This window comes from Parasphingorhabdus sp. (assembly GCF_039982395.1).
Classification (GTDB): Bacteria; Pseudomonadota; Alphaproteobacteria; order Sphingomonadales; family Sphingomonadaceae; genus Parasphingorhabdus.
In genome coordinates, this window is record NZ_JBDWYO010000003.1 from 330,714 (window position 1) to 344,614 (window position 13,901).

11 protein-coding genes are annotated in these 13,901 nt (G+C 54.5%); 2 read left to right on the forward strand and 9 right to left on the reverse strand.

Going from position 1 to position 13,901, the window contains the following annotated elements:
• Positions 1-14: 14 nt before the first annotated feature.
• Positions 15-1,433 carry an aldehyde dehydrogenase family protein gene (locus ABJV08_RS08235; RefSeq protein WP_348116252.1) on the reverse strand — a complete coding sequence of 473 codons (1,419 nt, stop codon included), beginning with the start codon at positions 1,431-1,433 and terminating at the stop codon, positions 15-17.
• A gap of 271 nt (positions 1,434-1,704) precedes the next feature.
• Here ABJV08_RS08235 and ABJV08_RS08240 point away from each other — a divergent pair, with 271 nt between their 5' ends.
• Together ABJV08_RS08240 and ABJV08_RS08245 are read left to right on the forward strand one after the other, a co-directional pair.
• The gene (locus ABJV08_RS08240) at positions 1,705-2,583 is read left to right on the forward strand and encodes a DMT family transporter (protein WP_348041271.1); all 879 of its coding nucleotides are present in this window, start codon (positions 1,705-1,707) and stop codon (positions 2,581-2,583) included.
• Between the two features lie 25 nt (positions 2,584-2,608).
• Entirely contained in the window at positions 2,609-4,348 is a 1,740-nt protein-coding gene (locus tag ABJV08_RS08245; protein WP_348040856.1) for an amidohydrolase family protein, read from the forward strand.
• A 110-nt stretch (positions 4,349-4,458) separates the two neighbouring features.
• Here ABJV08_RS08245 and ABJV08_RS08250 read toward each other — a convergent pair whose 3' ends face one another.
• The 8 genes from ABJV08_RS08250 to gcvT form a co-directional block, all read right to left on the reverse strand.
• A complete protein-coding gene (locus ABJV08_RS08250; RefSeq protein ID WP_348040858.1) occupies positions 4,459-5,640 on the reverse strand; it encodes an acyl-CoA dehydrogenase family protein in 1,182 nt (393 codons plus the stop codon).
• 79 nt (positions 5,641-5,719) lie between these two features.
• Entirely contained in the window at positions 5,720-7,294 is a 1,575-nt protein-coding gene (locus ABJV08_RS08255) for a long-chain-fatty-acid--CoA ligase (protein WP_348040860.1), read from the reverse strand.
• Positions 7,295-7,361: 67 nt separating this feature from the next.
• Complete coding sequence (locus ABJV08_RS08260; RefSeq protein WP_348040862.1) at positions 7,362-7,967, reverse strand: DUF938 domain-containing protein; 606 nt, start codon at positions 7,965-7,967, stop codon at positions 7,362-7,364.
• On the reverse strand, positions 7,964-8,947 hold the full coding sequence (locus ABJV08_RS08265) for a bile acid:sodium symporter family protein (protein ID WP_348040864.1): 984 nt from the start codon (positions 8,945-8,947) through the stop codon (positions 7,964-7,966). The genes ABJV08_RS08260 and ABJV08_RS08265 overlap by 4 nt, the downstream gene beginning before the upstream one ends.
• Positions 8,944-10,527 (reverse strand): aminomethyl-transferring glycine dehydrogenase subunit GcvPB, encoded by a 1,584-nt coding sequence (gcvPB, locus tag ABJV08_RS08270; protein ID WP_348040866.1) that lies wholly within the window; start codon positions 10,525-10,527, stop codon positions 8,944-8,946. The genes ABJV08_RS08265 and gcvPB overlap by 4 nt, the downstream gene beginning before the upstream one ends.
• Positions 10,524-11,882, reverse strand: coding sequence for an aminomethyl-transferring glycine dehydrogenase subunit GcvPA (gene gcvPA, locus ABJV08_RS08275; RefSeq protein WP_348040868.1), 1,359 nt, complete (start codon positions 11,880-11,882; stop codon positions 10,524-10,526). The genes gcvPB and gcvPA overlap by 4 nt, the downstream gene beginning before the upstream one ends.
• A gap of 399 nt (positions 11,883-12,281) precedes the next feature.
• Positions 12,282-12,653: a glycine cleavage system protein GcvH gene (gene gcvH, locus ABJV08_RS08280; protein ID WP_348040870.1), complete on the reverse strand. Its 372-nt coding sequence runs from the start codon at positions 12,651-12,653 to the stop codon at positions 12,282-12,284.
• A 24-nt stretch (positions 12,654-12,677) separates the two neighbouring features.
• On the reverse strand, positions 12,678-13,820 hold the full coding sequence (gene gcvT / locus ABJV08_RS08285; protein ID WP_348040872.1) for a glycine cleavage system aminomethyltransferase GcvT: 1,143 nt from the start codon (positions 13,818-13,820) through the stop codon (positions 12,678-12,680).
• Positions 13,821-13,901 lie beyond the last annotated feature (81 nt).

The following is a 13,901-nucleotide window of genomic DNA, read 5'->3' on the forward strand; positions in this document are numbered from 1 at the left end:
TGTGGAACCGACGCCTAAGCCAGCTTGCGCATCACATCGCCAAATAGCTCTTCGTCATCGGGCAATGTTTTCGTCACGGCAAGCGGCTTGGAAACCCAGGTTTCGTTGATCAGATCGCGCCAGCTAATATTGTTGTTGGTGCCGTTACCGCCCCAGCTTCCGCAACCTAGCGAGAAGGTCTGGCGCATTCCATTCCACAGGTTTCCGCTGTTCGATGCGGCCTGTGGCTGGTTCACCATCACACGAGACGTGCGGGTTGCATTGGCCAGCTTCATGATATTGTCGTCGGATTGGGAATAGATACCGCAACTATGCCCCTGCCCCTGATAGGCTTGGATATTGTTGGTCAGTTCAATTGCATGATCAATGTCGCGAGCCCGGTATAATGCCATAGAAACCGTCATTTTCTCACCGGAGAAAGGATGGTCTGGCCCAAAACCGGTTTCCGGAATGATGAAGAACTCGGTCTCTTCCGGAATATCAAAACCAGCGATGCCCGCGATGAATGCCGGTGTCTGGGCAACGACCTTGGCGTTGATATGACCATCGATCCACAGAACATCTTCAAATTTCTGCTTGTCATCATCGCTCATGATATAGCCGCCTTTTGCGACCAGTTTCGCAAGCATTTCGTCGTAAATCGCATCCACCAAAATGACCGCATTGTCGGAAGAACAGCTAGCCGCAAGGTCAAGCGTCTTCGACAGATGAATTTTGGTTGCCGCATCATCAAGATCAGCGGTTTCATCCACAGTGATAACGGCATTGCCAACACCAACGCCCAAAGCAGGCGTTCCGCTGGAATAAGCCGCGGTGACCATCGCACCGCCGCCGGTGGCCAGAACACGGTCACATTGCCGCATCAACTCATTGGTCTTTTCAACCGATGGCACATCGATGCTAAGCACTAGATCGGCCGGAGCGCCCATTTTGACAATGGCGTCGCGCATCAGCTCGCAGATCAATTTGTTGGTCAGCTTGGCCCGAGGATGAGGCGCAACAATGATTGAGTTGCGTCCTTTAACCGCGGAGATCGCCTTAATAACCGGAGTAGCTTCAGGATTGGTTGATGGAGACAATGCCCCGATCACACCCATGGGTTTGGCGATTTTGACGATATTGCGTTCGTGATCTTCTTCCAAAACACCCACAGATTTGTCATTGATAATATCAAACAAGGTCGCGCGGGTTTTCTTGAAAATCTTGAGATACTTGCCATCATAATTGCCAAGCTGCGTTTCCTCGACAGTGTGCTGAGCGATTTTCTCGGCTACAGATTCCTCGGCAACCGCCCAAACCATAGCGCGGATCAGATCGTCCACTTGTTCCTGCGTGTAATTTTCGATCTGCGCTTGTGCCGCGCGCGAACGAGCAACCAATGCAGCGATTTCGTCGACAATCGGGTCATTTGGGTTGGTTGTTGTATCCAGCATGGTATCGGTTCCTGATAATTTTGCCAAAACGGCATTCGTCTGTGACTCGCAAATTGGTGCGAGATAATCCCGAGCCGTATAAATTACCGCAGATGCCCATGCAACGGCCAAACCGCTATCATTTCTAAGCATCATTCCGCGATATTTCATTGACTGGCCCACGGCGCTGCCTATTCCGACATCGAACAGGAACATCATCACTATCGAACATCCAGAAACAGAAAGCCGAGAAAAAGCAGCGCAAGTCGGGCAAAATCGCGCGACTGCTGGTATTGTTACGCGCCTGGCTGCCATGCTTTCGCTCTCGATCATGTTCGTGTTTGTGAAATTGGCTGGCGAGCAAGGCGTCCATGTCACCGAAAGCCTGTTCTACCGCCAGCTTACCGCCATGCCTTTGATCTGCTTTCTGATATGGCGGAGCAGCGCGGGCTGGCCATCGATCGTTTCGAACAAGCACAGGCTCCATATTTTGCGGTCTCTGCTCGGCATATTCGCCATGGGTCTCAATTTCTGGGCGATGACCCTCTTGCCGCTCGCTGACGCGACCACCATCAGCTTTACCGTTCCTATTTTTGCGACTTTGCTGGCAGCCCTGATCCTGCGTGAGAAAGTCGGCATCCAGCGCTGGTCTGCAATTCTCCTCGGCTTTGTGGGTGTTTTGATCGTTATCCAGCCAGGCGGTTCCCTGATCCCGGCTTTTGGAGCGGCCATCGCTCTGATCGGGGCTCTGGTGACCGCATGCGTAACACTGGTCATTCGGATGTTGGGTCGCACCGAAGCCAGCATTGTGACGATCTTCTGGTTCTCCATCTACACCCTGCCCGCGCTGGCCGTTTGTGCCTTTGTTTATGGCGGCGGACATGATGCCAAAACTTGGGGCTATTTGCTTGGCATCGGTGTTTTCGGTGCTTTGGGTCAGCTGGGCATCACCCAGTCGCTGCGCTATGCTCCGGTATCGACCATCGTACCAATGGATTATACCGCGCTCATCTGGGCCACCCTGTTCGGCATTTTCATTTTCGGTCAGTATCCCGGTCTATCTATCTGGTTTGGCGCACCGATCATTATCGGATCAGGCTTGTTCATTGCCTGGCGCGAGCATGTAAAGGCGAGCAAGCTGATGGTTGCTAAGGCCGAGAGAAGCGCATAGTCACCCTGAGCTAAGGGAGAGAGATATGTTGAAGACCATCCAGATGCTGGCCATCGGACTTACGCTGCTTTTTGCGACCAACGCGCAAGCAGAAGAGGCGTCTTCGACACTCCCCTATCCCAAGGTCACAGTCTATGAAGCAGCAAAGATTATCACCATGGAACCGGGCTATCCGGATGCCAAATATGTAGCAACGGCGGATGGGATTATTCTTGGCTTGGCCCAGTCGCTCGATGACCTGACTCCATGGATTGATCGCCGCGACACGACCATCGATCGACAATTTGCCGACAAAATTCTGATGCCCGGCTTCATCGAACCCCATGTCCACCCGATGCAGACAATCATGATGTTGCCGATGCCGTTCATCAGCCCAGAGCAATGGAAGCTTCCTGGCAAGACCTATCCGGCAGCGCGTGGCAAGGCGCAATATGAGCGACGGTTGCGCGAAGAATTGGCAAAGAGCAAAGACGCTTTGTTCATCACCTGGGGTCACCACAAATTATTCCATGGCGACATGGATCGCGCAGAGCTCGACCGTATCGCACCAGACCGGCCGGTGGTCATCTGGCAGCGCAGTTTCCACGAGATTATCGCCAACAGCAAGGCTTTGGACCTTCTCGGCATCGGCACTTTGGAAACTTTCACCGAGGCTTTCACCAAACCGCAGATTGACCCCAAACATGCAGACTTCAACAGCGGAGTTATCCATGAGACCGCTCTGTTTAGCGGCATTGAGAGACTTCGTCCCTATCTATTCTCGCCCGCGAAAATCCAACAGGGCCTGATCGATATGCGGCAAATGATGCTGGAAAATGGCGTGACCACCAGCGCTGACCTCGCCTTTGGCGGTTTTGGTGGGCCGGAGATGGAGTCGGCACTGTTCAAAAGCCTCTATGACCAGCCGACCACGCCTTCTCGCATTCTTGCCATTCCGGTCGCGCCATTGGTGACTGGCGATCCGAACGCATGGCTTGCCGATATGAAAGCCAAATATGAAAGCCCGAAATTCTTCTTTTCCAACCGGGTAAAGCTGTTTGCGGATGGCGCCTTTTTTGCCCAATATATGCAGATGAACCCGCCCGGCTACAGCGACGGCCATGAAGGAAAATGGCTGACCGAACCGGAAAAATTGTTGAAGCAAACCAAGCGTTTCTGGGACGCAGGCTGGAATTTGCACACCCATGTCAACGGCGACAAAGGTCTCGATGTGGTGCTCGGCATTACCGAAAAGCTTGCACCCAGAAACGGCCAGGATATCGTCATGGAGCATCTCGGCTATTCCACCGAGGCTCAAAATAGACGGATTGGCGAAATGGGTCTCTATGTTTCCGCCCAACCCAATTATATCCGCATTCTCGGTGACACTTACGCCAAGACAGGCCTAGGTCCCGACCGCGCAGCCCAAATGAACCGGCTCGGATCACTGGAACGCAAAGGCGTGCCCCTGGGCCTGCACAGCGACTTCAATATGGCACCGATTGATCCACTCTATCTCGCCTGGGTGGCAAGCAATCGCATCACACTCGACGGCAATGCTAAGGCGCCAAAAGAACGCCTGTCTCTCGACAAGGCCTTGCGAGCAGTGACGATTGAAGCCGCACAGGTGATTGGACTGGATGCAATGGTCGGTTCCATCGCGACCGGCAAGAAAGCCGATTTTACCGTACTGGACAAAGACCCCTATGTCGTAGGCGCTGCAAAGCTTCGCGATGTGAAGGTACAGGGCGTATTGTTCGAAGGGCGTTGGTTCCCGGCGAAATAAACTCTTCACAAACGTAGAGAAAAACTCGGTTCTCGATTGCCGGTAAATTCGCGTGTTCGTTCACCAACCCGGCAGCGGAGGCCATATGCCAACCATCATGATCTATTGAGTCAAAAGCCCATCTGGCGAGCGGCTAAGTCCCGCATAATTTCTTCGGAACCGCCGCCAATGGCCATCACACGCACTTCCCGATAGATGCGTTCGACACGGTGACCCCGGATAAAGCCGGCGCCTCCCAGCATTTGCATCGCTTCGCGCGCGCAATATTCCATCGTCTCGGTGGCCTGCACTTTCAGCATCGCCAGTTCCGCAACCGGGCTTTCACCATTCACGACACGCCACGCGCAATTATCGAGAAACGTGGTCGTCGCCCAAACACGTTGCGCCATGCTCGCCATTTTGTGCCGTATCACCTGATGATCGGCGAGGCGCTTGCCGAACGTCTCGCGCTCCTGCGCCCAGGCTGCGGCATCTTCGACGCACACGCGGGCATAGGCGGTTGCTTGCGCTGCCATTCCCAGTCGTTCGCTGTTGAAATTGGCCATGATACCGTAAAAACCGTGATTTTCCTGCCCGATCAAATTGTCGGCCGGGACAAACACATCATCAAAATGGATTGTAGCGGTGTCACTACTCCACCACCCCATTTTTGGTAGTTCGGTCCGGCTGACACCCTCGCTTTCGAGATCGATCAGCATCAGCGAGATTCCTGCCATACCGTCTTCGCCGGTGCGCACAGCGGTGGTCAACCATTGCGACGTCATCCCGCCTGTGATGAACGTTTTGGATCCATTGACCCGCCAACCATTGCCATCGCGCACGGCTTTGGTTTTCAGTTTTGCAACGTCTGAACCGCCAGATGGTTCGGTGATACCCAGACTAATCTGCTTTGCACCGGACAGAACTTGCGGCGCAATTTCCTGCTGCATCGCTTCGGTCCCAAGTCGCATCACAGGCGGCAGACCGATTCCGTGGATCATCAAGGCTGCGGCGATGCCGCCAGCCCCAGCACGCGATAACTCCTCACTGGTGATAATCGCATGGAAGGCGTCCGTTTCGTCCCCGATGCCGCCAAGCGCTTCGGGATAATTCATTCCCAACAGTCCCGCCTCGGCAGCCTTTGGATATAAGTCGCGCGGAATACGCCCGGCGTTTTCCCATTCCTCAATGTGCGGCATGATCTCCCGGTCCACAAAGTTGCGAACACTATCCCGCCACAGAGAATGGCTTTCATCCATCCAGGGGCAAGGAGGCCGGAGCCCGTCGAACGAAATAACATTTTGAGTCTTCATCGGACTAATCACCTTCTCGTTGCTGCGGCCCTAAACCAATGTCAGATCATCTCACAATGAAGAGACTGATCAATAGACCTCAATTGACCCCTCGATCATTTCCCTCCCAATAAGGTGCGCGCAATTCCCGCCGCAATATTTTACCGCTGGCGTTGCGCGGCAATTCGGGGATCACGTCGACCGTCTTGGGAACTTTGAAACCGGCAATGCGTTCGCGCGCCCAGGCGATGATGCTGTCGGTATCAATCTCGCCAGCGTCTGGCTTGGGAGAAATGACCGCCTTCACAGCCTCTCCCCATTTTGCATCGGGGATACCAATGACTGCCACTTCATTAACTTGCGGGTGACCGAAAATCGCATTTTCGACTTCCGCCGGATAGACATTCTCACCACCGGATATGATCATATCCTTGACCCGGTCCTTGATATAGAAATAGCCGTCTTCATCCATGACTGCGGCATCGCCGGTGTAGAGCCAGCCGTCGGCGTCTATTGTTTCGGCCGTTTTTACATCATTGTTGAAATAGTGCAGCATATTGAGGCCGCTGCGGGTTGCGATTTCTCCAATAGTGTTTGGCGGAACTTCCTGATGATTTTCATCAACAATTTTCATTTCCACGCTGGGCAGCGGGATGCCGATGCCGCGCATCCGCTCATTGCCCGCCGGATCATGATCTTCCGGCGGCAGGATGCAGACGGTGCCTGTGGTTTCGGTCATGCCATATTGCTGACAGAAAAGCGCTTTCGGCATGGTGCTTATGCACTCCCGAAGCAATTCCAGAGGGATCGGCGCAGCCCCATAGGTTACGGACCGAACGCTAGAGAAATCCGTCTCCTTGGCGCGAGGCCAACCGACCAGCATCTGCAGCGCGGTCGGCACGAGGAAAAACTGGTTGAGGCCTTTATCGACACAATCAAGCACATGATCGGGATGAAATTCGGGAATGACCATCATTGTCGCGCCATTGTAGAAGGCGATGGGTCCGATGCCGGATCCCGCAATATGCGCGCAGGGCATGACCGCCAGTGTGCTATCGCCTGGCTTCAGATCAATCCAGGCATGTTCCGGCTTATCCTCAACCAACGGTCGGAATTTGAAGAGATTGTCGCCAGTCAGCACCGCCCCCTTGGGATTGCCGGTGGTGCCGGAAGTATAGAGCTGCAGCACGCCTTCTGATGGATTGGGCTCAGGCAAGTCGCCAACCGCTGTCGCTGCGACCCACTCGGTCAGGCTTTGCAGATCGGTGCCTGCCTCGGTGCACAAAATGGTCTCAACCGTAGCTGCTTCCGCGGCAGCATTTTGCGCGGTTTCGGCAAAAGCGGGTTCGCAGATAAACAACGGAGCCTTTGTGTCTTTGAGAACATAAGCGACTTCAGGCGCGGCAAGGCGCCAGCCGATCGGAGCGATCACGACACCAGCGCGGCCGGCCGCGGCGAAAAGAGTGAAATATAGGCCGCTATTCTTGCCGAGATAACAAATACGGTCGCCTTTGGCCAAACCAGCACCGGTAAAGGCCTGAGCATATGTCGTGACTTGTTCGTCGAGTGCGGAATAGCTGACGAGACCGTTCGGATCATCAATCGCGATATTGTCGGGTGTCTTCGCTGCCCAATGCGCAATCGAAGATCCCATGCATCTGCGTGTCTCTGTCATGTGCCCGCTCCCAATTTATTTTAAGCCTTGTTAATCGTGCGATTAAGCCATGGCAAGAGCGGGGATATCAGCTTTTACGATAGACAAGAGAAATATTGTTTGCCGGCATCTCGGTTAGGCTTTCCCGAACGAAACCGTTGCTTGAGGCGAGCCCGTCGATATCAGCAACATCGCGGAGGCCCCATTGCAGGTTGCGGCTCTTGAGACTGCGTTCGAAGTCTAGATTGCCTTGCGCTGTTTCCACATCATCGCGAAAATAGGGGCCGTAAAGAAAGAGCGGCGCGCCAGATGCAAGCAATTTGCCAGCCTTTTCGAACAATCCGATGGAAGCTTCCCACGGCGCAATATGGATCATGTTTATGCACAATATTGCTACCGGCTGTTCAATGTTCCAGCGGCGGGCCATCGTGTCCAGCTCCAGCGGTGACAGAATGTTGGCGACATTCTCGCGCGCCGTCCAAGCGGCGATGGACTGTTGGTTGACCGGATCAGGGTCGCTCGGCTGGAAGATAAGTTGCGGGAACTTCCGACCAAAGTAGATCGCATGCTCACCGGTGCCGCTGGCGATTTCAAGGACCGTGCCACTGGACGGCAAGATTGTTTCGAGGACAGCAACTATCGCATCACGGTTGCGCAATGTGGCCGGTGCATGGCGTTGCTCCGCGCCGGTCATAATCTATCCGCCTTAGCCAACGCCTGGCGCCGCCAGATGGCCGCCAGAAAGCTACCGATTACCACGTGATAGACAGCGGATATAGCGCTTGGCACAGGAGCCAGTGCCGCCTGCATCGGCGTGGCAAATTGAGCGGCGAAAGTGGGAGTGGAAGCAAGGCTCGACCCAAGGCCGCTATTCTGCATGCCGACTTCGATGCTGATCGTGCGGCGTTCCTCGACGCCAAAGCCGAGCGCCTTTGTAATCAGATAGCCCAGACCGAAGCCGAATATATGGAGAAACAAAATCGCGAGCATCAATATTCCGAAATGTGCTTCGATCAATGCTTTGCTATTGGCGATAATCGCGCCAACAATAAGCACCACGACCACCACCGAAGCCAGCGGCGATATAATGGCGACCTTCTCCGTCAACTTTGGCATATAGCGGTTAAGCAGGACACCGGCGACAACCGGCAGCAACACAATAGAAACCATATTGATGAACAGGTTCCATTGATCAATCTCGACATATTTTCCTGCGAGCAGGCCAGTTAACAAAGGGGTCGCAATGACTGCGATTAAGGTAGAAGCCATGGTCATCGTCACCGACAGCGCCAGATTGGCATTGGCGAGATAGGCGACAACATTGGAAGCCGTCCCTCCCGGGCAACAGGACACAAGGATCAAACCAACTGCCAGTCCGGTTTCTAGTCCAAAGATCATCGCAAGCGAGATTCCCGCTAACGGCATCACCGTGAATTGCAGGGCGACCCCTGCCCCCACACATTTGGGAATTCTCGCGATCCGTTTGAAATCATCAAAGGAGAGGGTCAGACCCATGCCGAGCATGATCAGGCCCAGCATCACGCTGATCAACGGTTGTCCCAGCGGCCGGAAGCGGCCGTCAACGACCCACAGAAAATGCTCCGGCACAAACCATGCCCATGCTGTCCCCAAAACTGTCCACAGGGCAAAGAGATTTGTCAGGCGGTGGATCATTCCGCCGCTTGAGCAAATTCCTCAGCTTCCGTCCACACCAATATCGGTTTGCGCGCAGCCTGGGTTTCATCCAACCGACGACGCGGCGCAAAATGAGGGGCGGTTTTCAGCAGTTCATCGCCCGCTTTGGCCCGCTCTGCTACCGAACGGAAAGCGCCGATAAAATCATCAATCGCCGCCTTACTCTCGGTCTCGGTTGGTTCCACCAGCATCGCGCCATGCACAACCAACGGGAAATACATGGTCATTGGATGATAGCCCTCGTCAATCATGCCCTTCGCAAGATCGAGAGTGGAGAGATCGTTGGTGAAGCCTTTGTCCGAGAACAGCGCTTCATGCATGCATGGGCCGCTATGGGCGAAGGGCGCATCAAGCACATCTTCGAGACTGCGCAAAATATAATTGGCATTGAGCACCGCGTCTTCGGCAACCTGCTTCAAACCATCGGCACCATGGCTCAAAATATAGGCCAACGCTCGTGTGAACATACCCATCTGGCCATGAAAGGCTGTCATCCGTCCAAATCCGTCCGGGTGCCTCTCGGCCACGGTTTCCTCTTCGACCAAAGTGAAATGCCCGTCAGCAAAACGTTCGGTAAACGGCAAAGGTCCATATGGGGCGAGAGCTTCCGATAGCACCACCGGTCCGGAACCAGGGCCACCGCCGCCGTGCGGTGTCGAGAAGGTTTTGTGCAGGTTGATGTGCATCGCATCAACGCCAAGGTCGCCCGGACGGACTTTGCCGACAATCGCATTGAAATTCGCGCCGTCACAGTAAACGAACCCGCCGGCTTCATGGACAGCGTCGGAAATCGCCTTCATGTCCGGCTCAAAAAGACCGCAAGTGTTGGGGTTGGTAATCATCACTCCGGCAACATCGGGGCCAAGGCGCGCCTTGAGCGCTTCCAAATCAACCCGGCCGTCTGAATTGGCAGGAATGTCTTCTACCTTATAGCCCGCAAAAGCGGCCGTAGCGGGGTTGGTGCCATGAGCGCTCTCCGGTACCAGAATGACTTCCCGAGCATCACCGCGGGCCTCTAGGGCGGCTCTTATGCAGAGAATGCCGCACAGCTCTCCATGGGCACCGGCCTTGGGGCTCATCGCCACACCGTACATGCCGGTCAGCTCGATCAGCCAAACCGCCAGTTCGTTGATCACGCCCAGAGCGCCCTGAACCGTTTCCACCGGCTGCAGCGGATGAATATCGGCAAAACCTTTGAGCCTGGCCATTTTTTCGTTGAGCCTGGGATTGTGCTTCATCGTACAACTGCCAAGCGGAAACAAGCCGACATCAATCGCATAGTTCTGACGACTCAGACGGGTATAGTGACGGACCGCTTCGCCCTCGGACAGACCGGGCAATCCAATAGGTGCCGTGCGTTCGAGACCACCCAAGCGGCTTGCAACATCTGGAGCAGCCGGCAGATCTACACCACTGCGGTCCGGGGACCCCGTCTCAAAGATCAACGGTTCGTCCACGATCAAGGCGCGGTTACCGCTATGGGTGGTGACGGAGTTTTGTTCAGGCATGACCAAATTTTCTTCCTGTTTGGTCGGGCGACCTTCCGCGAGCATGTTCATGACAGCGCTCCTTCTAAAGCCCTGGCAAAAGCCTCGATTTCGTCATCATTGGAGGTTTCGGTCACGGCTACAATCAAGCCATTGGCCAGTTCGCTGTCCTCGGGATAAAGCCGCCCCAGAGAGACGCCGGCCAATATCCGTTGTTCTGCCAGCTGCCGTACGATCTGCCGAGCATCTCTATCAAGGATGAGTGTAAACTCGTTGAAAAAGCTATCGTTTAAAAGCTCGACACCATTGATTTGCGCCAGTCGATCCGCCGTCTGCACCGCCATTTTGTGATTGAGCAGCGCCAATTCGCGCAAACCTTTCTCGCCAAGCAAAGTCATGTGGGCAGTGAACGCCAAAGCACATAATCCGCTGTTTGTGCAGATGTTCGATGTCGCCTTTTCCCGGCGAATATGTTGTTCGCGTGTGGACAGCGTCAGCACAAAGCCCCGCTTGCCTTCGGCATCAACCGTCTCTCCGCACAGTCGACCCGGCATCTGCCGGACATATTTTTGCTTACAACCGAACAGACCGACATAGGGCCCGCCAAATTGCAGGCCGACGCCCAGCGACTGGCCTTCGCCGACCACAATATCCGCGCCCATTTCTCCCGGTGATTGGATCGCGCCGAGTGCCACTGGTTCCGTAACCACGGCAATCAACAACGCCTTATGGTCGTACGCCTTTTTCGCCAGCGCAGACATATCATCAATGCGTCCCAAAATGTCGGGATATTGCACCACCACACAGCTCGTTTCATCGTCAATCTGGTCGAGCAGGCTTTGGCCGTCGGTTGCGGCATCCAGTTGCGGCGCTGTATAGGCAATCGCATCTTTGGTGAAGCGGGCCATGGTTTTCGCCACAGACACATAATGCGGGTGCAGTCCGGACGAGAGGATTGCCTTGCCGCGCTTGGTGATCCGGCGCGCCATGACAATCGCTTCCCAGCATGCGGTCGAGCCATCATACATGGACGCGTTAGCCACATCGACGCCAAAGAGCCGCGCGACCTGAGTCTGGAACTCAAACAGGGTTTGTAGCGTCCCTTGTGCGATTTCAGGTTGATAAGGGGTATAGGCGGTCAGGAATTCACCACGCTGAATGATGTGATCAACCGATGCCGGGACATGATGACGATAGGCCCCTGCCCCCAGAAAAAATGGCATGTCACCCGCAGCATGGTTCTTTTTCGCTAGCGCCTTCATATGCGCTTCCACCGCCATCTCGCCAGCATGCATCGGCAGGCCGTCAATCGGCCCCGTCAGCCGCGCTTCTTCGGGCACATCAACAAAGAGGTCATCGATAGATTGAGCTCCAACTTTGGCCAGCATGGACTGCCGATCATCGGGAGTTAGCGGGAGATAACGCATTCTCGGGTTCCTATTCTATAGCTCTAACAAAAGAGGGGTCGACCAAGGTTTTGGGTCGGTCGGTACAGGCAACTATAATTCCAGACTGTCCGGATACTGGAAGGCAATGAGGGTCCAATACCCCTTCAACGACAACGAGACGGCCTCGAAGGCCCTTTACGCGCTTGTCAAACGGGAGATTGCTGCCGATCGATATATACTTGCCGTCTTCTTTGCTGCTCAACAACCCGCAACTCAGCGGTTGGCAATCGGTAATCCACCCTCGAACTTGTATTCTGCTGTTTGCCAGCGTTTCTTGATTTTTGATGACTTCTGCAATTGAATATACTGTGTCTGCCTTGTCCAAATGGGAACAAGCAGAAAATGTCACGAAGACAAAAAGCAGAACGACAAACCGCACTACAGATCGTCGACAAAAGCCTTGTAAGCTTTCTCATTCATCAGGTCATCGAGTTCGCTTTTGTCGGACAAAGTGATCCGGAAAAACCAGCCGTCTTCTTCAGCCGATGAATTGACCAATCCCGGTTCATCTTCCAGCATTTCGTTCACTTCGACCACTTCGCCCGAGACCGCTGCATAAACATCAGAGGCGGCCTTGACCGATTCCACCACCGCAGCATCATCGCCTTGGCCCAATAGCGCTCCAACATCCGGTGTTTCGACAAACACGATGTCGCCCAGCTGTTCTTGCGCATAATCGGTAATCCCGACGGTCGCGGTGTCGCCTTCAACATCGACCCATTCATGTTCATCGGTATAATATCGGCTCATAGTCCCATCCCCTTCTCGTGACTTCTATAATTTTGGTTTGCGGTAATAGTTATGCGGCACAAAGGGCATGTCGGCGACCGTACAAGCGATCTGCTTCTTGCGCTGTTCCACAATGATAGCGGTTCCCGTTTCCGCCAATCCCATCGGCACATAGGCCATCGCGATCGGACGCTGGAGCGTGGGTGAGAAGCCCCCGCTGGTCACGTTACCAATGGCGGCACCTGCATCATCAACTACGCTGGCGCCCTCCCGAATGGGTTGGCGACCATCGACGAACAGTCCGACCCGTTTTTTCGCGGCCTTGTTCGGATATTGCGAGAGCACCCGCTCCGCGCCAGCGAAATTGCCTTCTTCGCGCCGTGCTTTGGACAGTGCGAAGCTCAGGTTCGCTTCAACCGGCAGAATTTCCGGACCCATATCATGGCCATAGAGCGGCAATCCCGCCTCCAAACGCAAACTATCCCGCGCACCGAGGCCGATAGGTCGCACTTCCTCCAATGCTGTGAGAGCGGTTGCCAGTGCCACCGCATGTTCGGCTGGAACGCTAATTTCAAAACCATCTTCGCCGGTATAACCTGAACGGCTAATCCCCAACGGAATATCGTTCCACAAAAACGGACCGGCTTCCATGAAATAGAGATCGGTCGGAAGCGGCCATCCTTCTTGCAACGGTTGAATGTTGAGTTTCGCCAGCGCCGCAGAAGCTTTCGGCCCCTGCAGTGCCAAAAGCGCAGCATCTTCCATATGGTCGAGCTTTAGATTATCCGGCAGTTGTGACCGCATATAGGCAATGTCATCATGCTTGGTCGCGCCATTGACCACCAGATAAAGATTACGACCGGTGTTGGTGACCATAAGATCATCCAATATCCCGCCATCTTGAGCGAGCAGCAGGGTATAGCGAATTTTGCCCGCAGCCAGCGCGGAGAGATTGCCCGGCACTATCGCTTCCAAGGCTTCGGCAGCCCCTTCCCCACTCAACTGCAACTGCCCCATATGGGACACATCAAACAGTCCCGCCTCGGTCCGGGTCCAGATATGCTCGGCCATGACGCCTTCATATTGCACCGGCATTTCATAGCCCGCGAACGGCACCATCCGCGCGCCCAAGCCACGATGCCAGTCACCAAGAGGTAATTGTTTCAAATTGTCGATATTTTGACTCATCTATTTTCCGCATCACAAAAGACAGCTCACAGCAAAGTCCTGCAAAACTGCCCCCTCTGTCACGGAACCTGAGAGTTTCAT

Bases quoted from the DNA above. Each gene is read 5' to 3' on its own strand.
- gcvPA (WP_348040868.1), bottom strand. From the start codon at position 11,882: ATGCGTTATCTCCCGCTAACTCCCGATGATCGGCAGTCCATGCTGGCC.
- gcvPB (WP_348040866.1), bottom strand. From the start codon at position 10,527: ATGAACATGCTCGCGGAAGGTCGCCCGACCAAACAGGAAGAAAATTTG.
- gcvH (WP_348040870.1), bottom strand. From the start codon at position 12,653: ATGAGCCGATATTATACCGATGAACATGAATGGGTCGATGTTGAAGGC.
- ABJV08_RS08260 (WP_348040862.1), bottom strand. From the start codon at position 7,967: ATGACCGGCGCGGAGCAACGCCATGCACCGGCCACATTGCGCAACCGT.
- ABJV08_RS08235 (WP_348116252.1), bottom strand. From the start codon at position 1,433: ATGCTGGATACAACAACCAACCCAAATGACCCGATTGTCGACGAAATC.
- ABJV08_RS08255 (WP_348040860.1), bottom strand. From the start codon at position 7,294: ATGACAGAGACACGCAGATGCATGGGATCTTCGATTGCGCATTGGGCA.
- gcvT (WP_348040872.1), bottom strand. From the start codon at position 13,820: ATGAGTCAAAATATCGACAATTTGAAACAATTACCTCTTGGTGACTGG.
- ABJV08_RS08265 (WP_348040864.1), bottom strand. From the start codon at position 8,947: ATGATCCACCGCCTGACAAATCTCTTTGCCCTGTGGACAGTTTTGGGG.
- ABJV08_RS08245 (WP_348040856.1), top strand. From the start codon at position 2,609: ATGTTGAAGACCATCCAGATGCTGGCCATCGGACTTACGCTGCTTTTT.
- ABJV08_RS08250 (WP_348040858.1), bottom strand. From the start codon at position 5,640: ATGAAGACTCAAAATGTTATTTCGTTCGACGGGCTCCGGCCTCCTTGC.